Below are 24,627 nucleotides of genomic sequence, written 5' to 3' on the forward strand. Positions count from 1 at the left end.
CGCAGCCGTCGAGCTTCGGGTGCAACCACCCGTTCCCGCCCATCGCAATGGGCGGGTCAAATGTCAGTTCTGAAAGTAGTTTTACCTGATGCCCTTGGCGGACAACTCCACAACCTGCTTGGCCTTATCCTTGGTAATCAGGTTCGGACCGGAAGGCACATTGCCGCCGGGCATCAGGCCGTATTTAGCATTGAGGGCAAGGAACGAGACCGGCAGATAGCCTTGCAGAAACTGCTGCTGGTCGATGGCAAAGTCTGCCTTGCCGTTCTCGACTGCCTCAAGGAAACCCGGAGACATATCGAAGGTTGCGACATGAATGCCGCTGCGCCCGCTTTCGCCAGCCGCCTTCACGGCAGGTTCACCGGCAAGCGTGGCATTGAGCGTGAGGATCGTATCAATCGTCGTATCCGAAGCGAGCGCGGCACGCACCTTGGCTTCGTTTTCCGCCGGATCGGTCGAGGTCGGCAGAACGGTCACGTCACCGAAGCCTTCCTTGAAACCGGCGCAACGCTGATCAAGCGAGACATTGCCCACTTCCTGATTGACGCAGATGCCCTTCTTGCCGCCAGCCTTTTTCAAGGCTTCACCGGCAGCTTTGCCCGCATCGGCCTCATCCTGACCGACATGCAGCAGTGCACCGAGCTTTTTGGAAGCGTCGGAACCGGAATTCATCGAGATAACCGGAATACCCGCCGCGACAGCACGCTGGATCGACGGTCCGAGCGCATCTGCATCCGGGATCGATACGACAATGCCCTGCGGCTTCTGGTTGATGGCCGCATCGATAAGCTGCGCCATCTGCACCATATCGAAGGTTTCTGGCGCACGATAATCAACCTTGGCGCCTGTATCCTTGGCAGCTTCCGCCACACCATTCTTCACGACAGACCAGAACGGATCCGATGCCTGACCATGGCTGACGACAACAATGTTGATGTCAGCTGCATGCGCAGCAAATGACGCTGCCATAAGAGCAACGCCAGCAACTGCCGATTTCAACAGAGATTTCATGTTCACTCCTCCCATTGCCCGACGCTCCCCGCCGGTTTTCTCGATTTTCAGCCTCTCCGGTATTCTTACGGTGACTTCCTCCAAGCCATGACCCGCAATGCAAACCGACTTCAGCTACTCAATAGAATGAAACAATCATTAGAAAATTCTCGTGGAATTATAATTCCATTTCTGCTAGCTCATGTCAATCGCATAAGCTCTCCCTAAAAAGCATATTTTCCGGCTGGATTATGTGTGTTGCGGGTGCGGCTTTGCCAGCATGTACAATGTCAGCGCTTGGGAGGAAGGCATGGCAGTCGTTACAGGTCTGATAGGGTCCGGCTTTATGGGCAAGACCCATGCGCTGGCACTTGCCAACGTTAATCGCATCTTCGAGCTGCCCGCGCAGGTCGAGCTGCACACGCTGGCCGATATTGATGAAACAACGGCACAGAAAGCTGCACAACAACTGGGCTTTGCCCACGCGACAGGCAACTGGCGCGACCTGATTGCTGATCCGGCAATCAATCTCATCGATATCACCACACCCAACCGCTTTCACAAGGAAATGGCCTTGGCGGCGATTGATGCGGGCAAGCATGTCTATTGCGAAAAACCTCTCGCCCCCAGCGCCGCCGAGTGTCTGGAGATGACGCTTGCGGCAGAGAAAAAGGGCATCCAGACAGCCGTTGGATTCAATTATCTCAAGAACCCGATGATCCGGCTGGCGAAAGACATTATAGACAGCGGTGAAATTGGAGAGGTTCGAAACTTTCGCGGCATCCATGCGGAAGATTTCATGGCCGATGCGCGCATCCCATGGACGTGGCGGCTGGACCCGGCAGGCGGTGGCGGCGCTCTTGCCGACATTGGCAGCCATATCATCGCCGCCGCGCGCTATCTGGTCGGGCCGATTGCCGAAGTCATGGGCAAGACTGTCACTGCCATCCGCGAGCGCCCGAACAGTGCCAATCCTTCACAAAGCAAGCCGGTTGAAGTGGATGATGTCTGTCACGCCATGGTCAGTTTTGCCAATGGGGCGACCGGGACCTTGGAAGCAAGCTGGATCGCCAGCGGGCGCAAAATGCAGCACGACTTTGAAATTTCCGGCTCGAAAGGTGCGATCTTCTTCTCGCAGGAGCGTTTCAACGAGCTGGACCTGTTTCTCTATGCCGACAAAAAGGGACAGCAGGGCTTCCGCAAGATTTTCGCCGGTCCTGATCACGAACCCTATGGTTCGTTCTGCGTGGCGGCTGGGCACCAGATCGGGTTCAACGACCTCAAGACTATCGAAGTGCGCGACTTCCTGCTGGCCATTGCAGGCCATAAAACCGGCCATGCCGATTTCCGCGAAGGTTATGAAGTGCAAAAGACGCTAGAAACGATCTACGCCTCAGCGCGGGAACGCCAGTGGCGCAATGTTTAAGCGCGCGACTTCGGCTGCACGATGAACTGGCCGTCGAGATGGAGGATATGCGCCTCAATCCCATAGATCTGCCGTAGTCGCTCCGGGGTCAGCACATCTTGCGGCGGGCCATCCGCCGCAAGACGCCCGTTATCGAGAATGATCAGCCGCGTGCAATATTGTGCCGCGAGGCTCAGCTCATGCAGTGACGCGATCACCGTCCGGCCCTCATGCGCAAGTGCTGCAAAATTTTCCATCAAGGCCAGCTGATGTGACGGATCAAGCCCAGCGACCGGTTCATCGGCAAGGATGACCGGCGTATCCTGCGCCAGAACGCGCGCGATCAGCACCCGCGCCAGTTCACCGCCGGAAAGCGCATTGGCTGGCCTCTCGCCGAAAGCCTCAACATCCATGCGTTGCATCGCCGAGCGGATCAGCGCTTCATCACCAGCATCCAGTGAAGCAAAGCTTGGTTTCAGCGCAGAACGCCCCAATGACACCAGCATATGGGAGGAAACGGGCCAGGCGACATCGCGCTCCTGCGGCAGATAGGCAATCGCCCGGGCTCTGTCGCGCGCATTGAGACTGCCTATCGCTCGGCCATCCAGCAAAACTGCGCCATCCGCCCGGACAAGGCCGAGCATTGCCTTCAGAAGTGTGGTTTTGCCTGCGCCATTGGGACCGATCAGGCCGATGAATTCGCCCGGCCCCGCATCGAAGCCAACCCGATCCAGCACGGTTTTCCCACCCAGCGACACGCTGATATTTTGGACCGAGAGCGCCGTCATACGAGTTGCCTGCGATATTTGAACACCAGCCACAGGAAGAATGGCGCGCCGATCAAGGCCGTCACAACGCCAAGCTTCAGTTCCCGTCCCGGCATGGCGACGCGTACCAACACATCGGCAGCAAGCAGCAAAGCAGCGCCGCCCAAGCTACTCGCGACAAGCAGCCGCGATGGTCGTGCGCCAACCAGCGGTCGCAGCAAATGCGGCACGACAAGGCCAACGAACCCGATAGCGCCTGCCACCGCAGTTGACGCGCCGACACAAAGTGCCGTGCCAAGAACGGCCAGAAGCTGCACGCGCGCGAGACTGACGCCCATGCTTGCCGCAGCATCCGCACCGAGCGTCAGGCCATCCAGCGCCCGCCCGAGCGACAGAAGCATGATCCAGCCAACGAGGATAAACGGGACAACCAGCATCACATGGGTCATCGAACGGTCCGCCAATGAGCCGAGCATCCAGAACACGATTTCCATGGCCGCGAAGGGATTGGGCGACAGGTTCAGCGCCAGAGCGGTCAGTGCTCCGGCAAGGCTGGTCACTGCAACACCGGCCAGAATGACCGCCAGCGTTCCGGCATTGCGCCCGGCCAGAAGCTTGACGAGAAAGACTGACGCGAATGCTCCAGCCAGCGCCAGCAATGGCAAAGCCAAGGGAAACAACAGGGACAACCCCGTATAGATGGCGATGACGGCGCCAAACGAAGCGGAAGCACTGACGCCAAGCAACCCCGGTTCAGCGAGCGGGTTTCGCAGATAGCCCTGAAGTGCCGCCCCTGACAGGCCGAGCGATGCCCCGATCAGCAGCGCCAGCAAGGCGCGTGGCAGACGGATTTCGCGCATGACCAGCACGATGGCATCGCCCTCGCCGCTGAACAGTGCGTGGAGACTGTCGCTCGCGCTGATGTTGGCTGGCCCGGTCAGCAGGGACCATGCGAAGAGTACCGCAACCAGCAAGGCGAGACCGACAAGCAAAAGCACGAAACGAGCACTGTCAGTCACGCGCCGCCTCGCCAAGTTTAGCCACCGCCTCAACACTGAACGGCCCGCCGCAAACAGTCAGATTATCAGGAAGCGTCATTGCTTTCGCCTCGCGTTCTATTGCGCGCAACGCCGGATGCTGGAAATTCTGGAAAGCGAGCGCCGGTGCGCGCTCATTCGCACTGAGGATCAGCATGTCCGGCTTTTCCATCACCAGCATTTCCAGAGGCAGCGCCGCAGGACCGTTCACGCCAGCCCGGTCGGCAATATTGTCCAGCCCTGCAAGCTTGACCGCCTCGTCAATCAGCGTGCCGCGCCCGGAGGTGTAACTATTGGCGAAATAGAGCGCGACAGTCTTGCGATGCTGCGGCTTTTCAATAGCCGCAAGCCTTGCCCGCATGGAAGCGACCTGTGCTTCCGCCTGCTCTTCGCGCCCCAGCAACACACCCATGCGCTTCAGATGTGTTTCGATATCGTCAAAGGAGCGGGCGGGCGCAAACTGTTCCACGCGCAGGCCAAGCCTGCGCAGAAGATCGACCGTCACCTGCGATGAAAATGTGCCCGCTAGCACCAGATCCGGTTTCATGAAGAAAATCTCTTCCGCCTGCGCATGATTGACCGGCAGTTGCGCCGCCTGCCCGGCCAGCACGGAAAGCTGCGGATCACGCGACAGATGAGAAACCGACTGCAACTGCCCTGGAGCGGACAGAAGCATCGCCAACTGATCGGTGCAAACATTGATCGACACCACGCGCTGCGACGGTGCAGCCTCGGCGGACGAAAGAGCGACCGAAACCGTGGCTGCCAGCGCCAGAAGCCAGTTTCTGCCAAGGGTCGTCGCTCTCGTCATCCGTCGAAAAAACCTCAGAAATTCCGCGTCAGGCCGATATTGAAGGTACGGCCCGGTGCAATATAGCCGGAGGTTGTCTGGTAGTCCTTGTCAAAGATGTTTTCGACCGAAAACTTGAGCTTGGACTGCTTGTCGATAGCATAGAGCGCTATGAAATCGGCGGTCACATAGCTGCCGAGCTTCTGCGTATTCGCCGCATCGGCATAGCGCGAGCCGCCGTAGAAGACACGGCCCGTCAGGTCGAGCCCTTCGAACGGCGTATAGTTCACCTCGGCGGTCGCCTTGAAGCGTTCGCGATAGGCAAGATCGGTATCGTTTTCTTCATCGATGGGGCGCTTGAAGTCCAGCACCCCCTTCACGCCCCACTGGTCATTGAAGCGATGGGCCAGTGTCGCCTCAAAGCCTGTGATCTGCGCACGGGCCACATTATAGGGCAGATAGGAAGGCGCAGTACTCATGATCGCATCGCGCAATTCGTTGCGATAAAGCGCGAGATCGAGGCTGGTTGCCGCCGAAATCTGCCAGTTCAGCCCCACTTCGTAGGAGCGCGACTTTTCCGGCTCCAGATCGGGATTGGCATAACCGGGATAATAAAGCTCGTTGAATGTCGGCGCGCGAAAGCCGGTCGCATAAGAGGAGCGCAGAACGAGATCAGGAACAATCTCATAGCTCGCGCCGACATTATAAGTCGTGATGTCGCCGAACTGCTGGTTATGGTCGTAACGCACGCCGCCATCTACGCGCAGTGCTTCATATTCCAGAGAATATTGTCCGAACACCGCCGCGAGATTGCGTCCCGTCTCATCATAGTCGACGGTGGAATCGATGGTCTCGCGATAGGCTTCGACGCCGCCGGTGACAACGTGCTTTGCCTTACCCGTCTCGAAACTCTTTTCGGTGGAAGCAAAGACGCCGTAGCGCTTGGTTTCATAGCGGTCGGAACCGGGCACGCCCTTACGGAAATTGCGGCTACTGTCGATGCCGCTGCTCAATTCAATTGTCGAAGACCAGTCATCCGTGTGATCGATCCGCGTGCCGACTTTTCCCGTGAACGCAGTGCTGTAAGCCTCATTCGCGTAAGGAGCAGTGGCGTCATACTGATTGCGGCCCCGGCTCAGAAGCCCGTCCGCATAGAGCCTCCCCCAGTCGAAGTCTTTTCCGAGCGAGAAGTTGAACGAGCCTTGCAGAAAGCCGTCCCGATCCGGCTCGTGCCCAAACGTATCGGGGCTGGTGAAATCATAGCCCTGCGTGCCGGTTATCGCCGCGCCAAAGGCATAATCAACACCCGCAGCGCTTTGTCCCTGTATCGAGCCGGATGCATAGCCGCCCCAGGGGTGGGTGACGCCCGTGGTCAGGCTGCCGCACCATGAGCGCTCGCCACAGGCTCCGCCTTGCTTGGTGATGATGTTAATGACGCCGCCCATGGCATCCGCGCCATATTGGGCAGAATGTCCACCCTTGGCGATCTCGATGCGCTCGATGGAGGTCAGCGGAATATTTGCCAGCGCTGTTGTCCCGTCGGTTGCCGAGGCCGAGCGTACACCGTTGACCAGCACAACCGTTTGCGTGGACGACATGCCACGCAGATAAATGTCGGATTTGGACCCCTGCCCGCCATTCGTTTTGATCGAAACGCCGCTATAGGTTTTCAGCAGCGATTGCAGATCGGATGCTGCCGAGCGCTCGATTTCGGCCTTGTCGATAACCGTCACCGAAGATGTGGAGCGTTGCAGCGAAGTCGCGCGGCGAAGCGGCGTGACGACAATCGTGTCGAGAACCACGCCTGCGCTGGCATCATCCGTGGCGCTGGCGGTTTGGGCCGAAGCGTCGAGCGGATTTACAGCCGCAAAAGCCGCAGCCAGTAAAATCGATAATCTTGAAATATGCACCTGTATCTTCTCCTGCAAGGCAGCGTCGCCTGACCGCAGGTCGAAGAAATGAGGGAAATCCCGTCTCTCGTTCCGGCGGCAACATTTGTTCAATGTCACCGCTACGGAAAGCCGCGCCCCGACACGCCCCGTGTCGAAACTAGGTGACCGGACACGGCAGGTCTCCTGACTTCCGGGTCGCCGCTGTTCTTCCGCCTTCCCGAATGCGTCTGCACTCAGTGGCTTAATCGCCTCAGCGATTATGGAAGATAGCTCTCCGGTTACAGTTGCGGGGGCAGTCGCAGAATTGGCCAGATGGCCTCACCGCGTTCCCTTTTCATCCGCCTTTTTACAGCGAAACCGTTTCCTGTTTCGAGCGTTAGCAAGGCTGATCCGGATTGGCAATGCGCCAAAAAGGCTTCCCCCTGAATCGCATTCTCAACGAAGCGATTCAGGGCATTGTTTTCAAACATCTTTGGTTCGAGCATTTCCAGCAAAAGTGCGCAGCGGTTTTGCGTAGGATAATGCGTGAAAACAAATGGCTAGAGCGGTCTCGACCGCTCTAGCGCAAGAACGCCCGGAAGCGTTGCAGCGCAAAGTAAAACAGCACCGATCCGATCACGATCAGGGCCAGAAATTGCGGCCACACCACGCTGATGCCTGCCCCTCGAAACAGGATTGCCTGCGCCAGGATGACGAAATGCGTGTTGGGCGCCACCAGCATGATGTTCTGGATGATGTCTGGCATGCTTTCCCGCGGTGTCATCCCGCCTGAAAGCACCTGCAAAGGCATCAGGACGAGCATCAGCAACATGCCGAACTGCGGCATCGAGCCAGCAACTGTCGCCAGAAAAATACCAAGGCTTGTCGTTGCGAAAAGCTGCAATGCGGCACCAGCCAGAAACAGGAGAACCGACCCGTAAACCGGCACGGCCAGCAGGCCTTGCACGACAAAGATCAGCGCAAAAGCGGAAGCTACCAGCACGACCAGCCCCATGGACCAGACCTTGCTGACCATGATTTCGATAGGCGTGACCGGCATGACGAGCAGATGCTCGATGGTTCCGTGTTCACGCTCGCGGATCAGCGCAGCACCCGTCAGGATGATCGACAGCATGGTGACCGACGAGATGACATTGTTAATCGCGCCGAACCAGCTCTTGTTCAAATCCTGATTGAAGCGCGATCGCAAATTGAGATCGACTTTCGTATCCGCCGTGCCGCGATAGCGGTTCAAAAACTCGTTCACCTCACCGGAAACGATGGACTGGACATAGCCGCCGCCCGTGAAGGCCTGGCTCATGCGGGTTGCATCCACATTGAGCTGGATGGTCGGTGAGCGCCCGGCCAACAGATCGCGCTGGAAATTCGGCGGAATGTTCAGCGCAAACGTGTCCAGCCCCTCATCCATGCGACTATCCATTTCGTAGGACGAAATGAGTTTGGGCGGCACGAAATAAGGCGGATAAAAAGCCGCCGTAATACGGCTGGAGACCGGCGACTGGTCCTCATCGACAATGGCGATAGCCGCATTGCTGAGGTTTTCCGGCTGCGCTCGCGCGGACGTATAGACTGCCAGCGTGAACGCATAGACGATCAGGAGCAGAAGCATCGGATCACGGGCGAGACCGCGCAATTCCTTGATGCCGAGCTGTAGTATGTTGGCTATCCGCATCTCAGCCCGCCTGTTTCTTGAGAAGGAGAATGGCCAGCACCGTCAGTACCGGAATTGCGATCAGCAACGGGATGAACGACCCGGCAAGATCACCGAAATCCAGCGCCTTGGAAAACACCCCGCGCGAGATAGTCACGAAATAGGTCGTGGGATAAATCTTGCCAATGAATGCGCCCGCACCCTGCAATGACGAAACCGGATCGATGATGCCGGAATACTGCACCGCCGGAATGAGCGTCAGCAAGGCAGTGCCGAAAATGGCCGCAATCTGGCTGCTCATGAAGGTGGAAAGCACCAGTCCCATGCCGGTCGCGATGATGACATAGAGCAGCGCCGCCGCTGCATAGGTGAGGAAACTCCCCGTAAATGGCACCCGGAAGATGAAGACTGCAAAGGCCGTCAGCATCAGAAAATTGAGGAAGGCGAGCGCGATATAGGGCAATTGCTTGCCAAACAGGAACTCGAACTTGGTCACCGGCGTCACATAGAAATTGATGATCGAGCCTAGTTCCTTTTCGCGCACTACACTCAAAACCGCGAGCATGGCCGGGATCATCAAAAGCAGCATCGGAATGACCGCAGGAACCATCGCCACCAGGCTTTGGACGTCGGGATTGTAGCGATAGCGAATTTCCAGATTGAAATTGCCCACCGTCGCCGCATTGCCATAAAGCTCACGCGCCTTTTGCGTCAGCCAATTGGCATGCATGCCCTGCACATATCCACGCACCGTTTCGGCGCGGGTGGGCATGGCGCCGTCAATCCACGCTGCCACCTCAACAGGCCGCCCATGCGCGATATCGGCACCGAAGCGCGGCGGTATCTCAATGGCAAGGCTGATCTCACCGTTGCGCATCCGCCGGTCGAGATCGTTATAGTCGGTGATCGGCGGCATTTCTGTAAAATAGCGCGAACCGGCAATCTGCTGCGTGTAGTCGCGGCTGACCGTCGTATCGTCACGGTCGAGCACCGCAAATGTCAGGTTTTCAACGTTGAGATTGATGCCGTAACCAATCACGAACATCAAAATCACTGTGCCCAAAATGGCAAGCGTTGCACGGATCGGATCGCGCTTCAGTTCCAGCGCCTCTCGCCGCGTGTAAGCAAGCATGCGGCGCGGATTGGGAAGCCAGCTTGAAGAAGGCTTGGCGTGGCCAGTCGCGGCCTGAACGGGCGCTGGCGTCTCTTCTACAACGGGTGCAGCCGGTTGAGCCACCTCTCCGATCGCTTCTGTCAGATAGGCGATAAAGGCTTCTTCCAGCGTCGCCGCATTGCGGCTTGCCGTGATTGCCTTCGGCGTGTCGCTGATCAGCACCTTGCCCGCATGCATCAATGAAATGCGGTCGCACAGCTCCGCTTCGTTCATGAAGTGGGTTGAGACGAAGATCGTCACATTGTCCTTGCGCGACAAGTCGGCCAGAATTTCCCAGAACGCATCGCGCGCCACCGGGTCCACACCGGAGGTCGGCTCATCGAGAATGAGGATATCCGGCGAATGGATCAGCGCCACCGCCAGAGACAGGCGCTGGCGGATGCCGAGCGGCATGGAATCCGGCAGCTCGTCCATCACTTCGGCCAGATCGAAACGCGCGGAAAGCTCCTTGATGCGCCGCGTTGTCAGTTCCGGCTCCATACCGAACAGCTTGGCGTGAAGCTCCAGATTCTGAAGAACGGTCAGCTCGGAATAGAGCGAAAAGGCCTGCGACATGTAGCCAACGCGCCGCCTGATATCGATATCTTTCGGATCGACCTCGCGCCCGAACAAGCGCGCAATGCCCTCGCTAGCAGGCAGAAGGCCGGTCAGCACCTTCATGGTGGTGGACTTGCCGCAACCATTGGAACCCAGAAACCCGAAGATTTCGCCGCGTGGAATGCGGAAGCTCACATTATCGACTGCCGTGAAATTACCAAACCGAACCGTGACATGTTCGGCTTCAATGGCGATCTCCGCATCAGCACCCGGAGCGCGGGGCGGAATGACGATTTCCTTGTGCCCCTGCCGCAATTCTTCCGGCAGCAATGCGATGAAGGCCGCATCCAGATTGGGCGTGCCTGTGCGCTTCAAAAGTTCCTTCGGCGTACCCGTCGCCAAAATCTGCCCGTCATTCATCGCGACAAGCCAGTCGAAGCGCTCCGCTTCTTCCATATAGGCCGTGGCGACGATGACACTCATCCCCGGCCGATCCTTGCGGATATCGTCGATCAGTTCCCAGAACTGGCGACGCGACAAGGGATCAACACCGGTGGTCGGTTCGTCGAGGATCAGAAGGTCAGGATCGTGAATCAGCGAACAGCAGAGGCTCGTCTTCTGCTTCATGCCGCCGGAGAGCTTGCCTGCCGGGCGATCCGCAAAGGGCGACATGCCCGTGCGGGCCAGAAGATCGGCAATGCGCCGCTCCCGTTCCTGCCGGTCATGGCCGAACAGCCTACCGAAAAAGTCGATATTCTCGAAAACCGAAAGCGTCGGATAAAGGTTCTTGCCGAGGCCTTGCGGCATATAGGCGATGCGCGGATAGGCGGATTCGCGATGCTTCCGGTCGGCAATATCGCCGCCAAGCACCTCGATATGCCCTTCCTGCATGCTGCGCGCACCCGAAACGAGCGAAAGCAAGCTCGACTTGCCGACACCATCAGGACCGATCAGGCCAATCATGCGCCCGGCGGGAATATCGAGATTAACGTCGCGCAGCGCCTGCGCAGCGCCGTAGGACAGCTTTACGCCCTTCGCGCGAACGACAAAGCTGCCGTCTCCCGCCCCAGACTGGACCGAAGCTTCACTCATTTTACGGTTTCCGCGAGGTTCTTCGGCCATTCAGCAGCGGGATCGAGCTTCACATAGGCCATGCCTGGCAGCCCGGTCTTCACCTGCTGGATATATTTCTGAAGCAACTCCGGCGGAATCTTTGCCTTGACGCGGAACATCAGCTTCTGACGTTCCTCTTCGGTTTCAACCGTCTTCGGCGTGAACTGGGCGACATCGGCAACGAAGGAAATGGAAGCGGGAATGACATATTGCGGCGCGGCATCCAGCACGATGCGGGCTTCGGCACCGATTGCGACGCGACCAGCCTGCGCGGTCGGCAGGAAGAACGTCATATAGACATCGCCAAGGTCGACGAGATTGAGCACCCGACCGCCTGCCGAAAGCACTTCGCCGGGCTGGGCAACGCGATACTGGACACGTCCTGCCGTCGGCGCGACCAAGGTCGCATCGTTGATATCTGCAACGATGCTGGCAATCGCCGCCTTGGCGGCTTCCACCGACGCCTCTGCATCTACAACCTGCGCCTTGGCAGCACTGATGGCCGCTTCACTGGCCGCAAGCTGCGCCTTCGCAGCCTCGACCGCTGCCTGCGCACCCTGCGCGCTGGCCCGATCATCATCGAGAACCTGTTCGGAAACGGTCCGCGACTGGGTCAAAGCCTGCGAGCGTGCCAAACGCCGCTGAGCCGCGTCGAGCTGCGCATTGCGCTGGGCAACTGTCGCCTGATTGGCCGCAAATTCCGCTTCGCGCTGTGTGACAAGGGCTTGCGCCGTCTCGATACCGATCTGTGCCCGACGTAATTGCGCTTCTGCCTGCGCGCGCTGGCTTTCAAGCTGGTCGGTATCCATACGCGCAAGGATTTCGCCCTGTTTGACGAAAGAGCCCTCATTCGCAAGTATTTCACGGATACGACCGGCGCTTTTCGTCGAAATATCGATTTCGGTGGCTTCTATACGGCCATTGCCAGAGGCAATTCCGTCGGGCAATCCGCTGCCGTTCATGGCCTTCCAGGCATAGTAACCACCGACGGCCAGCGCCGCCGCCACTGCAGCCACAATCCATTGCTTGCGGTTGGAACTCATGCGAAACACCCTCTTTGCAATATCTAAAATGCCGGCATTATTTCCGAATTAATTCAAAGCATTGGCAGGCGGTTCTCACCTGTCTGGCTGTTCGCATGCCCACCGCCCCGCTCGATAATAATCGGAGAACCACTTAGTTGAGGATATGGAACAACTGCGCAAGTTGACAACCAGCAAATGCTAATTAACGCGTGATAAAGTAAATGCCGTCGCGACCCTGCATACAGGTCCTGATTTTCTATCGCTTTGACCTCAATCAACTGATGCTGAAATACCCGCAACTTCCCCGCAAATTTCTTCTGAATTCAGAGTGAATGAGAAGCGCGGGTGCCGATTTGGTGAAATAGAGGGGTAGCGCCGACAGCACCCGCTGGCTGCCGAAGACGGCGTTACGGAAGATCGCGCTGATATGCGCTCGACAGATGGATGAAAGCCGGGATGCCGTTTAGGGCCTAGGCATCCCGGGTCGCCGATTCTGGTGGAAACCAGCAACGGCAGAAGCAATAGCATTTCTGCGAGAAGCGCACTTTGATCAGGATCAAAGTTGCCCGCAGAAATGCACCATTACTTGCCGCACTTACCCCAGGTCTTTTTCAGGTGATTGGACACGTTTTTCAATTTCGGCTCGGACAGAAACCCTTGTCGAAACAGGATGCTGCCCTTCACTTCTGGCAATGACTGATTGAGTTCCAGCTGACGCTTGATCTCGCTTAACCCACCACCTGCCTGCCAGCCCGGTTCCGATGCGGTGGCCGTTCCGGCGCGATAAAGCGCCATGCCGATATAGAGATCGGTCTTCGTGCCGCGAACCGTATCCGCCCACCATTTTACGATTGTATCATAGGGCACCGCCTTACGGTCGAACGACCAGTAAACCTGCGGCGCGATGTAATCGATCAGGCCATCCTTGACCCAGCGTCTTGTATCGGCAAAGTCGCCGTCATAGTTCGTCTTGCCCGCGCGCGTGGCCGAACCCAACGGATCATCAGCCTTGTTGCGCCAGACACCGCCGGGGCTGATGCCAAAACGCACATTCGGCTTGATCGACTTGATCTTGTCGGAAATCTCCCGAACCAGCGTATAGGTGTTGTAGCGCCGCCAGTCATATTTACTGGCAAAACGGGTGCCGAAACGAGCATAGGTCTTGTCGTCGTCAAGGGGCGAGGACGCGGTCTCGTAATAGAAATAATCGTCGAACTGAATCCCATCGACATTGTATTTCTGTACGACTTCGGCAGTGATGTTCGTCACCCACTGACGCACGGCAGGAATGCCGGGATCTAGAACATAGCGATCCGCCGACACCCCCACCCATGACGGATGGGTCTTGTAGACACTCGACGGCGAATCCTTGGATGAGTTCTTCAACTCCTTGCGAGTCGATGCCTTGACGTCCATCGAAACCCGATAGGGATTGAGCCATGCATGAAGCTCGATACCGCGCTTGTGCGCCTGCTCAACGGCAAACTGCAGCGGGTCGAAGCCCGGATCCTTGCCGAGCGTCCCCGTGAGATAGGACGACCACGGCAGATAGGATGACGCATAAAATGCATCCGCCGCTGGCGACACCTGAAACACCACCGCATTGATTCCGTGTTCCGACGCTTCGTCGAACAGCTTCACCAGTTCCTGTCTTTGTCGGCGGACACGTTCCTCGTCATTCTCGATTTTCGATGACGCGCGCGACGGCCAGTCGAGATTGAGAACGGTCGCGATCCAGCTTGCCTGAAACGCATCACAATGAGAGGACGTTGGCGGTGATATGTCGAGAGGCATAGGCACTCCGCTTTTGATTTTCCATTTCCAGCCTTATCCGGCGCTCCGAGGCTTGGATATGGTCATTTTAGGCATTAGCTTAGCGCATAATCCGACCGGAGTGAAACGAAGGTCGATAAGATTATGCTTGAAATATAAAGGCTTGGAGCGCCGATCTGATGCAATTAGATTGAAACGCGCTCTAAGCAGAATCTGAAGAAGCGAGGAAACATGTACAAGAATATTGTCGCCACGACCGATGGATCGGAATTTGCTGAGCGCGGTCTCGTGCATGCTTTCCAGCTGACCAAGGCCGTTGGCGCAAAGGTCACGGTCGTGACGGTCACCGCGCCCTATTCCGTTTCCGGCCTGCCGGGCGGCTGGACTGACAGCCCCGCTTTCATCGAGCGTTTCGAACAGGAATGGAAAGATTTCGCCGAGACGACGCTGACGCGGGCACGTGAACTGGCAACGGAAACCGGTACGGAAATCCACACGCTGCATGTGGTTGCCCAGCACCCGGCAACGGCCATTATCGATTCTGCTACGGAACTTGGCAGCGATCTCATCGTCATGGCTTCAAACGGGCGGCGCGGCTTCAAGGGCCTGCTGCTTGGCAGCCAGACCTATGAAGTCGTCACGCGCAGCACCGTTCCGGTGCTCGTCGTCCGATAGGCTCGATCTGATAGAAAAACGCGGCGGTCAGCTTGTCTGGTGACCGCTGGCGCTTTCGACATCAACGCGGAAGAAAACCGGCTCCAGCTTGCGCGTGCCGCCGTCCTTCGTGACGGTTTTTGTATAGGCCGGTTCCCACCATGTCGGCTCTGCGGACATGATATTGACGATGGCCGCCTTCTCGTCTTCGCGGGCGATTTCGCGATAACGACCGTGCAGCACCACGGTTTTCCATTCGGTACGCGATACAATGTGGTCGAAGAGGATGCAGACAGCATCGTTCTTGCGCATGGCTGCGGTCTTCTGCCCATCGGTCGTGAAGGAATAGAGCGACCCGCCGTTAAACCGGAAACTCATCGGCACGATAACGGGGCGGTCGTCCAGAATATAAGCCAGCCGCCCCACATGCGAATTCTGAATCATCTCCCGAAGATCGTAGTCCGACATTTCCTTGATCATCATGGCACGTCGTCTCCTGAAAAAGCTCTGCTGCACATGCTAGAGCAGTTCCTGTTCGACGGGATCATCAGAACCGCTCTAGCCATTTGTTTTCAAGTATTTTCCTACGCAAAACCGCTCCGCACTTTTGCTGGAAATACTCTAATACATAGGGCAGCGAGATTGCCTTGACAGCGATCAATGGCGCGAAAGCAATTTGCGTCAGATGAACAAGCGGCCCTCGGCGATCTTCACCGCCGTGCCGCCGATGCGCGCACCCGTGAGCTTCTGCCCGTTGACGTCGAGTTCAAGACGGATAAGCGACGGACGCCCCATTTCCATGCCCTGCTCGACCCACCATTGCGAACTGCCGTCGACCGGCTTGTCGTTCTGCTGGATCATCCCGGCAAAGGCAGCGGCGGCTGAACCGGTCGCCGGATCTTCATAGACATTGGCTCCGGTCACGAACATGCGCGCATGATAATTGCTGTTGAAGAGGATCGTCTCGCGGCAATAGACATAGATCGGCAGCGGGCGCCCCTCGACATGCGGCAGACTTTCGGTCACATAAACCGGATCAATCGACACCTTGGCTGCAGCGATGAGATTGTGAACCGGCACGAGCAGATAGGGCGTCCCCGCACTCCAGATGCCGGGCACGTGATTCTCGAAACCGATCTCATGCGTTCCAAGCCCGATGGCAGCAGCAGCTTCCTCCTTTTCGACCCGCACGTCGACCTTCTCCGGCAAGCGCGGCAGATCGAATTCGGCAAAAGCACTATTGTCGCCCAGAATGACGCCGCAGCGCACAATGCCAACCTTTTCTTCCAGCGCGACAAGCCGATCGGCCTCGTCGCCCGTATTGCGGCGGCGCGCCAGCGAAACGGCTGCACCCACCGTTGGATGACCGGCGAAAGGCAGTTCGTAGTCGGGGGTAAAAATCCGCACCGCAGCTTCATGCGCGGGATTGGCAGGCGGAAAAATGAAAACGGTCTCGGACAGATTGAACTCGCGGGCGATGGCCTGCATGCGGGCGTCATTCAGCCCTTCGCAGTCATGGACGACGGCCAACGGATTTCCAGCCAGAGCTTTCTCGGCGAAAACGTCGAAAACCTCATAAAAACGGCCGGAAACAGCGGCTTCACTCATCCCTCATTCTCCCCTCGACACTTTTCCGGAAATCAACCAGAACCAGTATCTTCAACAATTATATTCAAGCATCACATTTATAGAATTCAGTCGAGCATAGCCAATTTATCGGCTCTGTCATCAGCAAGTCTGGCTTATTTGTTCAATGGCTGAAATGCCAGTCGGCAAAAGCACGAACATAAGACGGCGTTGCATCACCCATCATGCCCGCACCCGTAATAGGAATGATCTCGGCCAGCTCCGGTTCCGCCTGCGAAGCCACGAAATTTTCGATCCCGGAAACCAGCTCCCGCGACGACGCATCGAACTGGTAACGACGGAACAGGGCAATGCTGCGATTGCCGGTCACCAGATTGAGCTGCGCCTCGCCTTCTGCGTCGGCCAGATCAAGCCCGGTTTCCTCCTGCACCTCGCGCTGCATGTTGGCGACATAATCCACGCGCCCCTCGACAATGTCGTTATCGTCGATGGATCCTGCCGGGAAATAGATGCGACCACCGCCGGCATTTTGCAGGCCCATGCGTGCCGCGATCAGGTGACCCTCGCCTGAAACGATGACGCCCACACCAAAGATGTGCCACGGACGGATCGGCTCCGGATCGTTCCGCCAATGCATCAGCGTCGCAAAGCTGCTGCGCCTGAACCCCGCCTGCAAGACACCATCGGCCAGTATCGCCTCCGGTGCCAGATAGATTTCACCGTCGAACAGTGCTGGCTTCGCAGCCTGTTCACGCTTCCAGTTGAGCGCAATCGTCTGTTCATGCTGCCGGGTATATTCCAGCGCCCCCGGAACGACACGGACATCGACGTCATCGATGACATGAACCGTATTTTCCCGCACATGTTCCATAAGAATTTGGTCCTGCTTCTCAGACAATGTTCAACGTCACGGCAACCGGGCAATGATCGCTGGCTTTTGGCCGGTCCCAGCCCGTGCGCGGATAGCGGTCCACCTGCTGGTCCGGTGGAAAGACCGTGCGCCATGGCTGGCCGCGCCGGACGATCTGCGGCACCGCGCTTTCATTCTTCAAAGCAAAGGATGGTGACGCCAGGATGTAATCAAGCTGACAAAGATGTCGCTCCTGCGGTCCGCGTGTGTGATAGAGCGTCCAGCGATCCATGACCGGGCGGCGCTCCACGAGGTTGACGGCAAAGCCATCACCGAGCAGCACGTCGAGCGCGCTTTCCTCTTCCTCGACCGGCGTAAATTCATAGCCGTTCCATTCATCGCCGCCGATGAGGATGCGCTCGCGATAATCGTTGAAATCGCCACAGATCAGCCAACGCCGATCTGCGGCCTTGGCCGGTCCAAACTTGTCTTCGATGATGCGACGGATCGCCCGCGCCTCGGCGCGACGTACCGGCAGGGACGCAGTGCGCCCGTCAAAGCCGTTGCGCGCACCGGTCATGGATTTGAGATGCGTCACGAAAAGCGACACCGGCTTGCCCGCAATGCGCAAATCCACATTCAGGCAATCCCGCTTGAAAATGCGGTCGTGCGGTTCAATGCCAAGCTCAGCAAGAACAGGCTCGTAAAGTCCGAAATCATTATAAGTCAGATGCGCGTGGCTGGTGACCTCACCCACCTCGATGGGCTGGCCGTCGCGGGTCGTATCCCGGATCATGACGGCCACGTCGATGCCCCGGCTGTCATTGCCGTCGATCAGATATTTGTGCCGGTAGCCATGGCCGATCATCTTGAAAAGATAGCCATATTCGAAGGCATTGAGCGCGGCCAGATTATCGACTTCCTGCAAACACAAAATGTCAGCACGGGTTTCGGCGATTGCCAGCGCCGTCATCTGTCTTGTATCGTCGGCATGGGCGACAGCACGCGCCTGCTCCAGCAGACGGTATTGCGCCTCGTCACCGATTTCGAACAATTGTAGGCTGCGGTCCTGATGCAATTCATTGCGGAAGCCGGAAAAATCGAACCGGCGCATCAGATTCTCGACATTGAATGTGGCTATCGTAAACATGTGCGAGCAATCTCGCCACTTGCATCGCGATTGGCAAGGACTTCTTGGCCGCGCCGGGATTTTTCCCCCGAGCGGATGATTTTGGAAGATAAAACACCCATATTGGGTGTATGGCGATAGCGAATGCCCGCACGCCATGCACGAAAGGCAAAGGTCGGAATGCTCAAGAAAGCCCTATGCGCAGCCATGATTTCCAGCCTGTTTGCGGTCGGTTTCGTCGCGCCGACCATGGCTGTCGAATTGCGCAAGACCCCTTATCTGCCTTCCTTGCAACCAGCCAGACCACCGATCGTCAATCCGAATTCGAATGCCAATCGCCCCGGCCCGAATTCGCCGGGATGCTATGGCTCGGTCACCTGCCGCAACAGCGAAAGCTATATCTCCGGCCAAGGCGTGTTGCGCTACAAGAACGGCGAACCGCTGGAAGTGCGCCCATCCACCCGTCCGCAGGTTCAGCGCTTCGGACCGAGCGTCAATCACATGCAGTGGTGCTCAAATCGCTATCGGAGCTATCGCAGCTCCGATGACACCTATCAGCCGCTCGCCGGACCGCGCACCAGCTGCAACTTGCCATTTCAATAAAAGACGAACCAACGAAAAAGGCCGGGTTGAACCCGGCCTTTTCAATTCTCTTCCGATGATCAAGCAGCAGCAGACTTGCTGTGCGTGCGGATCAGGCGGCCAAGCCGCATGATGCCTTCGTCGATCATTTCGTCATTGGCGCAGGAATAGCTGAGACGCAGCGTGTTCGCGCCGCTGGTATCGGCAAAGAATGCCTTGCCCGGAACGAAAGCGACCTTCTCGGTCTCGATGGACGATGCCAGCAGCTGCGCGCCATCCATGCCTTCCGGCACCGTGACCCAGATGAACATGCCGCCTTCAGGCTTGGTCCAGCTGGTGCCTTCCGGCATATATTTGGCAAGCGCTTCCAGCATGCGATCACGGCGATGCTTGTAGACCTTGGCGATCTTGGCAACCTGCGCATCGAAGCCATGCGTCGCGACATGATAGATCGCGATCTGGTTGATGGTCGAAGAATGAAGGTCAGCCGCCTGCTTCATAAGCACGAGCTTGCGGATTACATCCTTCGAGGCAACCACGTAGCCAACGCGCAGACCCGGTGCGAGGGTCTTTGAGAACGAGCCGCAATAAATGGTGCGGGTCTTTTCGATGTCGCCGCCATTGCGGGCGATGTCGAGCGAAAGGATCGGCGGGATGGCTTCGCCATTGTAGCGCAGATATTGATAGGCTGCGTCTTCAATGATCGGGATATTCAGCTCGTCAGCCTGCGCCAGCAGCTTTTCACGGCCAGCCAGATCGACAGTTTCGCCGGTCGGGTTCGAGAAATCAGCCGACAGATAGCTGAACTTCACCTTGCCGCCAGCCTTTTCAGCTGCTTGCGCATAGGATGCAGGCGTGCGGTTGCCGGTGATCGACAGCGTGTCATAGGTCGGCTCATAGGCATTGAATGCCTGCAAAGCGCCCAGATAGGTCGGCGCAGTCACCAGCGCGGTATCATTGGGCGAAATGAACAGCTTGCCGAGATAATCGAGCGCCTGCTGCGAACCGGAGGTGATGAAAACATTGTCCTCAGTGCACGGAATGCCAATCTTGGCCAGTTCGCCAACGAGCCATGTGCGCAGCGGCTTGTAGCCTTCGGATACCGAATATTGCAGTGCGGCATTTGCCTCAGCGCCCGTCAGCGTTTCCTTATAGGCAGCCTGAAAGGCTTCATGCGGAAACAGCGCCGGATCGGGAATGCCACCGGCAAACGAAATAATGTCCGGACGTTCCAGAAGCTTCAGAAGTTCACGGATTTCCGATGCGCGCATGCGTTTGGAGCGCGTTGCAAAAACATTTTCCCAGTCCAACACGGGAAATCTCCTCAATTAGACTTAACCATCCATCTGATGGAATTCGTACTAGCCAGATCTCCTCAAACCCTAGCTAATAGGGGGAAGCTCTAGCGCAATTTTAAACCAACGAGAACAGCTTTTCCCATGCTTCTATGGAATAAAGCTATTCGAAATTCTTTTAGCCTTCGACGTGCATGAAACGGAAAGCTGGCGCTGTGTTTTGGTTCTTTTCGTTCGCGGCTTAATCGCGATCAATCCAACCATCCAGCGTCAAGTAATGAAGGGGCGTTTGAAACGCCCCCTCTTTTTGCTTGTTATGGAAGCTCTCAAAATCAGATGAGATTCTGGTTCTGGTCCGTCGAAAATGGTGTTTTCTGAGAACCGGAGCGGAATGTACTTAAAGGTACATGAGCACCGGAAGCGGAAGAAAATGCCATTTGCAGACAGCCAGAACCTGAATATCACTGATTTTTAGTTGCGAGCCTTATCCACCAGCTTGTTCGCTGCAATCCACGGCATCATGGCGCGGAGCTTTTCGCCAACTTCTTCGATCTGGTGCGCATCGTTGTTGCGACGGATGCCCTTGAAGCGAGCAGCACCTGCACGATATTCCTGCATCCAATCGGAGGTGAACTTGCCGGTCTGAATGTCCTTCAGAACGCGCTTCATTTCTTCCTTGGTTTCAGCAGTGATGATGCGCGGGCCGGTGACGTATTCGCCCCATTCAGCGGTGTTCGAGATCGAGTAGTTCATGTTGGCGATGCCGCCTTCGTAGATCAGGTCCACGATCAGCTTCATTTCGTGCAGGCACTCGAAGTAAGCCATTTCCGGTGCGTAGCCGGCTTCAACCAGAACTTCGAAACCGGTGCGGATCAGTTCGACCACGCCGCCACAGAGAACAGCCTGCTCACCGAACAGATCGGTTTCGCACTCTTCCTTGAAGGTGGTTTCGATGACGCCCGAACGACCGCCGCCAACGCCCGAAGCGTAGGACAGAGCGAGGTCATGGGCATTGCCGGAAGCATCCTGATGGATAGCGATCAGGCAAGGCACGCCGCCGCCCTTCTGGTATTCGCCGCGAACCGTATGGCCTGGGCCCTTCGGTGCGATCATGACAACGTCGACCGACTTCTTCGGTTCGATGAGGCCGAAATGAACATTGAGGCCGTGTGCGAAAGCAATCGCAGCGCCGTCGCGCAGGTTGCTGTGGATATGGTCGCGGTAGATGTCAGCCTGCAGCTCATCCGGGGTCGCCATCATCATCAGATCGGCCCACTTGGCGGCATCAGCAACGCTCATCACCTGAAAGCCGTCAGCTTCAGCCTTCTTGATGGTTGCGGAACCTTCGCGAAGGGCGACGCGCACGTTGGCAGCACCGGAATCCTTCAGGTTCAGCGCATGGGCGCGGCCCTGGCTGCCGTAGCCGACGATAACCACATTCTTGGACTTGATCAGGTTAACGTCTGCATCCCGGTCGTAATAAACGCGCATTTCCTATTCCCTTCGTTTCCAGTTTATTCTCTGGCCTTCTTGCGTCAGCCGATCTGATTAGGCTCCATACAGAGCGAAAAACTGCTTGGTGGCGCGCCGGGCGTCCCGGATGACCACGTCGTCAGTCAGTTCCAGCCGGTCGCCCAACAGCAACCGGATTTGCATGTCCCGGACGACAAGCCCGAAGAACGTGCGAAATGCTTCATCGATATCGTCGAAAGCAAGCAGCTTCGCTTCCATCCCCATTTCAAGGATCGGCTTCAGGCGTTTGGCCATGGCCACCGGTCCATTGGAGAGAACGATATCGCCCAGCGCCGACTTGCCCGACGCCGCATGGCTGACCGCCAGACGGTTAAGCGCGATCGACGTGCGTCCCGAAAGCACCAGCAACCAGTCGCGGGCGAAGTGCTCCAGACTTGAGAAAAGCGATTCCGCATCAAGCTTCTCGCGCGCCAGCGGCACAACGCGAACCTTGGAGGCCTGCCAGCGAACCATCGCCGTCAAAAGACCGTCACGGTCGCCAAACCATTTATAGAGGCTTTCCTTGGAACAGTTGGCGGCACGCGCAATGCTCGCCGTTGTCAAAGCGCGGTCTCCGCCCTCGACAAGAAGGCGCAACGCCTGCTCCAGAACATCGTTCTGACGCGGCGAAAGAGCCTGCTGCTTTTGAGCCTGCAATTCGTCGCTACCATCAGTCACGGGTCACTTCCTCCTCTTGTACCGTACGGTACGGTTCCCATTCTATTAGACCTTGCCACATGGACGGTCAAGCGAGATTTTGAAAAATTCGGATGGTAAAGGCGTGTACTAAAGATGTCGGTGCCAATAGCGCGATTGAACTGTGCACTTGCGTGAAAATAGTAGGAAAAACAAAAAATTAGGGCGTCATCCGGAATCAAATTCTCAGATAACGCCCTCATAGACATACGGCAATTAAAGCGAATTCCAGATCAGATATTCACCTGCGTGCCGATTTCCACCACGCGCCCGGTTGGAATCTGGAAATATTCGGTCGCGTCCGATGCCGTGCGCGCCAGCAGAATAAACAGCTTGTCCTGCCACAAAGGCATGCCGGAATGCACCGACGCCTTGAGCGAGCGCCGCGACAGGAAGAAAGACGTCGTCATGATGTCAAACTTCCAGCCAAGCTTGCGGCAAAGGCCAAGCGCGCGCGGAATATTCGGCTGCTGCATATAGCCGAATTTGAGCGTCACCTGCATGAAGCGCTCGTTATATTGCGAGACGCGGGCGCGATCCGCGCTTGAGACCCACGGCTTGGAAGCTGTGACAACAGTCAAAATGACATTGTTCTGATGCAGAACCTTGTAGTGTTTCAAACTGTGCATCAGCGCGGTGGGCGCACTTTTCGGATCGCCCGTCAGAAAGACCGCTGTTCCCGGCACAATCGTCGGCGGACGCTTGGCCATCTGCTCGACGATGAGATCGAGCGGAACTTCGCCCTTGCGCGTTTTGAGGAACAGGTGCCGCGTACCCCGCACCCAGGTCCACATGATGATGACGAGCACGGCAGCAATACCGATGGAAGCCCAGCCGCCTTCATGCACTTTGATGATGTTGGCGCTGAAGAACATGATGTCGATCAGCAGGAAGCCCAGCATCAAAGGCAGAGCACGACCCACCGGCCACTTCCAGATCCGTGTCATGACAATATAGAGCAGCACGGTCGTCACCAGCATGTTGCCGGTGACCGCGATACCATAGGCAGCGGCCAGATTGGTCGACTTCTCGAAGCCCAGCACCAGAATGACCACGGCAAGGCCGAGCAGCAGATTGACGCGCGGAATATAGATCTGCCCGTGCAGCTTTTCAGACGTATGCTGAATTTCAAGGCGCGGCAGAATATTGAGCTGCACCGCCTGTCTCGCGACCGAATAAGCGCCAGTGATGACCGCCTGACTGGCGATCACCGTAGCCGCCGTCGCCAGCAGCACCATCGGTAACAAGGCGAAATCCGGTAACATCTGGAAGAATGGCAATGCAGCCGCTTCACCATGCGACAGGATGAAGGCAGCCTGTCCGAAATAATTGAGCACCAGGCACGGAAACACGATCCACAGCCAGGCACGCACAATCGGCTTGCGCCCGAAATGACCGAGATCGGCATAAAGCGCTTCCGCACCCGTCATGGCCAGGAAAACAGCACCAACCGTGATGAAGGCTATACCCGGGCTGATGATAAGAAAATGCAGGGCATAATAGGGATTGAGCGCGGCGATCACAGTCGGGTCGTCGAAAATATGCCAGAGGCCCGACGCGCCAAGCGCCAGGAACCAGATTGCCATGATCGGGCCGAACACGATAGCCACCCTGCCGGTGCCAAGCTTTTGCACCGAAAACAGCGTCACAAGAATGACCACTGTGATGGGCACCACGAAGGGGGTGAGGCTGGGCGCGACAATTTCCAGACCTTCCATGGCGGAAAGCACGGAAATGGCGGGCGTAATCACCGCATCGCCGAAGAACAACGCAGCACCGACAATGCCGACGCCGAGAATGAGATTTGGACGTCCCTTCAGCGCACCGCGCACCAGCGCCATCAGCGACAGGATACCACCTTCGCCGTTATTATCCGCACGCAGCACGAACAGGACATATTTGATCGTGACGACCAGTGTCAGCGCCCAGAAGATCAGCGACACGACACCAAGAATATCAGGGCGCGACAGAACGCCATCAGAAGCCGCCGCATGCAGCGCTTCGCGAAAAGCATAGATCGGGCTGGTACCGATATCGCCATAGACGACACCGAGAGCGCCCAACACCAGCGTCTTCATGCTGTCATTGTGATGATCGTTCTCTTCGGCGGCAAACCCGCCTTCGGAACCCGTGGCGCCGCCAACAAGCGGAGCGGCAGCAGCGTCCTG

The 24,627-nt window shown here is 57.2% G+C and carries 20 protein-coding genes and 1 riboswitch; of the genes, 3 read left to right on the top strand and 17 right to left on the bottom strand.

The genetic code is table 11. From position 1 onward, the window contains the following. Positions 1–81: 81 nt before the first annotated feature. Positions 82–1,011, bottom strand: coding sequence for a sugar ABC transporter substrate-binding protein (locus ACTJKP_RS03420; protein WP_078339347.1), 930 nt, complete (start codon positions 1,009–1,011; stop codon positions 82–84). Positions 1,012–1,300: 289 nt separating this feature from the next. Between ACTJKP_RS03420 and ACTJKP_RS03425 the strand changes: the two genes are divergently transcribed. Then, positions 1,301–2,416, top strand: coding sequence for a Gfo/Idh/MocA family protein (locus ACTJKP_RS03425; protein ID WP_440629697.1), 1,116 nt, complete (start codon positions 1,301–1,303; stop codon positions 2,414–2,416). Here ACTJKP_RS03425 and ACTJKP_RS03430 read toward each other — a convergent pair. The 8 genes from ACTJKP_RS03430 to ACTJKP_RS03465 form a co-directional block, all read right to left on the bottom strand. Next, positions 2,413–3,183 carry an ABC transporter ATP-binding protein gene (locus tag ACTJKP_RS03430; protein ID WP_440629698.1) on the bottom strand — a complete coding sequence of 257 codons (771 nt, stop codon included), beginning with the start codon at positions 3,181–3,183 and terminating at the stop codon, positions 2,413–2,415. The genes ACTJKP_RS03425 and ACTJKP_RS03430 overlap by 4 nt on opposite strands. Beyond that, positions 3,180–4,181 (bottom strand): FecCD family ABC transporter permease, encoded by a 1,002-nt coding sequence (locus ACTJKP_RS03435; RefSeq protein ID WP_440629699.1) that lies wholly within the window; start codon positions 4,179–4,181, stop codon positions 3,180–3,182. The genes ACTJKP_RS03430 and ACTJKP_RS03435 overlap by 4 nt, the downstream gene beginning before the upstream one ends. Then, positions 4,174–5,010 carry an ABC transporter substrate-binding protein gene (locus ACTJKP_RS03440; protein ID WP_440629700.1) on the bottom strand — a complete coding sequence of 279 codons (837 nt, stop codon included), beginning with the start codon at positions 5,008–5,010 and terminating at the stop codon, positions 4,174–4,176. The genes ACTJKP_RS03435 and ACTJKP_RS03440 overlap by 8 nt, the downstream gene beginning before the upstream one ends. A 14-nt stretch (positions 5,011–5,024) precedes the next feature. Beyond that, positions 5,025–6,899, bottom strand: coding sequence for a TonB-dependent receptor domain-containing protein (locus ACTJKP_RS03445; protein ID WP_440629701.1), 1,875 nt, complete (start codon positions 6,897–6,899; stop codon positions 5,025–5,027). Between the two features lie 138 nt (positions 6,900–7,037). Next, a riboswitch (cobalamin riboswitch) is annotated at positions 7,038–7,258 on the bottom strand. 182 nt (positions 7,259–7,440) lie between these two features. Then, positions 7,441–8,553 (bottom strand): ABC transporter permease, encoded by a 1,113-nt coding sequence (locus tag ACTJKP_RS03450; RefSeq protein WP_078339353.1) that lies wholly within the window; start codon positions 8,551–8,553, stop codon positions 7,441–7,443. 1 nt (position 8,554) lies between these two features. Continuing rightward, a complete protein-coding gene (gene rbbA / locus ACTJKP_RS03455; protein WP_440629702.1) occupies positions 8,555–11,365 on the bottom strand; it encodes a ribosome-associated ATPase/putative transporter RbbA in 2,811 nt (936 codons plus the stop codon). Then, complete coding sequence (locus ACTJKP_RS03460) at positions 11,332–12,399, bottom strand: HlyD family secretion protein (protein WP_440629703.1); 1,068 nt, start codon at positions 12,397–12,399, stop codon at positions 11,332–11,334. Before ACTJKP_RS03460 ends, rbbA begins: the two co-directional genes overlap by 34 nt. A 564-nt stretch (positions 12,400–12,963) precedes the next feature. Further along, entirely contained in the window at positions 12,964–14,175 is a 1,212-nt protein-coding gene (locus ACTJKP_RS03465) for a glycoside hydrolase family 10 protein (protein ID WP_440629704.1), read from the bottom strand. Between the two features lie 210 nt (positions 14,176–14,385). Here ACTJKP_RS03465 and ACTJKP_RS03470 point away from each other — a divergent pair, with 210 nt between their 5' ends. After that, a complete protein-coding gene (locus tag ACTJKP_RS03470) occupies positions 14,386–14,829 on the top strand; it encodes a universal stress protein (RefSeq protein ID WP_440629705.1) in 444 nt (147 codons plus the stop codon). 27 nt (positions 14,830–14,856) lie between these two features. Here the strand turns inward: ACTJKP_RS03470 and ACTJKP_RS03475 are convergent, their stop codons facing one another. From ACTJKP_RS03475 to ACTJKP_RS03490, 4 genes are all read right to left on the bottom strand, one after another. Next, positions 14,857–15,291, bottom strand: a complete 435-nt coding sequence (locus ACTJKP_RS03475) for a pyridoxamine 5'-phosphate oxidase family protein (RefSeq protein WP_078339357.1) — start codon at positions 15,289–15,291, stop codon at positions 14,857–14,859. Positions 15,292–15,489: 198 nt separating this feature from the next. Further along, positions 15,490–16,416: a PhzF family phenazine biosynthesis protein gene (locus ACTJKP_RS03480; protein ID WP_440629706.1), complete on the bottom strand. Its 927-nt coding sequence runs from the start codon at positions 16,414–16,416 to the stop codon at positions 15,490–15,492. Positions 16,417–16,558: 142 nt separating this feature from the next. Beyond that, positions 16,559–17,266, bottom strand: coding sequence for an NUDIX hydrolase (locus ACTJKP_RS03485; protein ID WP_440629707.1), 708 nt, complete (start codon positions 17,264–17,266; stop codon positions 16,559–16,561). A gap of 19 nt (positions 17,267–17,285) precedes the next feature. Further along, positions 17,286–18,395, bottom strand: coding sequence for an endonuclease/exonuclease/phosphatase family protein (locus tag ACTJKP_RS03490; protein ID WP_440629708.1), 1,110 nt, complete (start codon positions 18,393–18,395; stop codon positions 17,286–17,288). Positions 18,396–18,554: 159 nt separating this feature from the next. On the opposite strand from ACTJKP_RS03490, the gene ACTJKP_RS03495 reads away from it, so the two are divergent. After that, entirely contained in the window at positions 18,555–18,977 is a 423-nt protein-coding gene (locus ACTJKP_RS03495; RefSeq protein WP_440629709.1) for a BA14K family protein, read from the top strand. 59 nt (positions 18,978–19,036) lie between these two features. On the opposite strand, the gene ACTJKP_RS03500 is transcribed toward ACTJKP_RS03495, so the two are convergent. The 4 genes from ACTJKP_RS03500 to ACTJKP_RS03515 form a co-directional block, all read right to left on the bottom strand. After that, positions 19,037–20,269: a PLP-dependent aminotransferase family protein gene (locus tag ACTJKP_RS03500; RefSeq protein WP_440629710.1), complete on the bottom strand. Its 1,233-nt coding sequence runs from the start codon at positions 20,267–20,269 to the stop codon at positions 19,037–19,039. A gap of 453 nt (positions 20,270–20,722) precedes the next feature. Next, positions 20,723–21,742, bottom strand: coding sequence for a ketol-acid reductoisomerase (gene ilvC / locus ACTJKP_RS03505; protein WP_078339362.1), 1,020 nt, complete (start codon positions 21,740–21,742; stop codon positions 20,723–20,725). Between the two features lie 57 nt (positions 21,743–21,799). Next, positions 21,800–22,441: a TetR/AcrR family transcriptional regulator gene (locus ACTJKP_RS03510; protein ID WP_078339363.1), complete on the bottom strand. Its 642-nt coding sequence runs from the start codon at positions 22,439–22,441 to the stop codon at positions 21,800–21,802. Between the two features lie 251 nt (positions 22,442–22,692). Further along, a complete protein-coding gene (locus ACTJKP_RS03515) occupies positions 22,693–24,537 on the bottom strand; it encodes a potassium transporter Kup (protein WP_377514835.1) in 1,845 nt (614 codons plus the stop codon). Positions 24,538–24,627: the final 90 nt, after the last annotated feature.

Source organism: Brucella sp. 22210 (assembly GCF_052045675.1).
Lineage (GTDB): Bacteria > Pseudomonadota > Alphaproteobacteria > Rhizobiales > Rhizobiaceae > Brucella.